Genomic DNA, 673 nt, shown 5'->3' with positions numbered 1-673 from the left:
TACCACGGCAGGGTTCGTGACTGGGGTGAAGTCGTAACAAGGTAGCCGTATCGGAAGGTGCGGCTGGATCACCTCCTTTCTAGAGTAGCGCGTAGTTAAGTGTCCACACTTATTGACTGTTAATGATGAATAGAGAACACAGGTAAGAGATCATGTTCCCGAAAGGGGGATTAGCTCAGCTGGGAGAGCACCTGCTTTGCAAGCAGGGGGTCGTCGGTTCGATCCCGTCATCCTCCACCAAGATTTGGTAGAAGTCGCAGGAATCGGGTCTGTAGCTCAGTTGGTTAGAGCACCGTGTTGATAACGCGGGGGTCGTTGGTTCGAGCCCAACCAGACCCACCACAAGATCTCGACAGTGCAAACGTAAGTCAGCGTCATGTAGAGCAGTAGTAGCTACACAGTAAGACGTTGAGATTTAGGTTTGTACTTTCAAAGCGAAAGACATAGTAATAAAAGTAGTTCTCGTTCTTTAACAATTTAGAAGAAGTAAAGTAGAAATAATCAAAATTATTTCTGTAAAGAGAAGCTTACAACGACAGTTGTGAGTGGAAATTATGGAAGGGTTGTGATTGTATCGAACAAACATAGTATTAAAAAGAGTTTGAAAAGCTGTCGAAAGACAAGTTTTAGAAAAAATCAAATTCCTTGAGATACGGCAAACGCTAAAGTAATA

The 673-nt window shown here is 43.5% G+C and carries 2 tRNA genes and 1 rRNA gene; all 3 read left to right on the top strand.

Annotation, left to right across the window (positions count from 1 at the left end):
• Positions 1 to 79: ribosomal RNA gene (locus tag H8L47_RS29185) — 16S ribosomal RNA — on the top strand; the annotation flags it as partial.
• 85 nt (positions 80 to 164) lie between these two features.
• Positions 165 to 240, top strand: a tRNA-Ala gene (locus tag H8L47_RS29180).
• Positions 241 to 265: 25 nt separating this feature from the next.
• A tRNA-Ile gene (locus tag H8L47_RS29175) sits at positions 266 to 342 on the top strand.
• Positions 343 to 673: the final 331 nt, after the last annotated feature.

The sequence above is a fragment of the Undibacterium umbellatum genome, from assembly GCF_014284125.1.
Classification (GTDB): Bacteria; Pseudomonadota; Gammaproteobacteria; order Burkholderiales; family Burkholderiaceae_D; genus Undibacterium; species Undibacterium umbellatum.
Note: the sequence above shows the minus strand (reverse complement) of the source record. Positions and strands in the feature narration are given on the sequence as shown.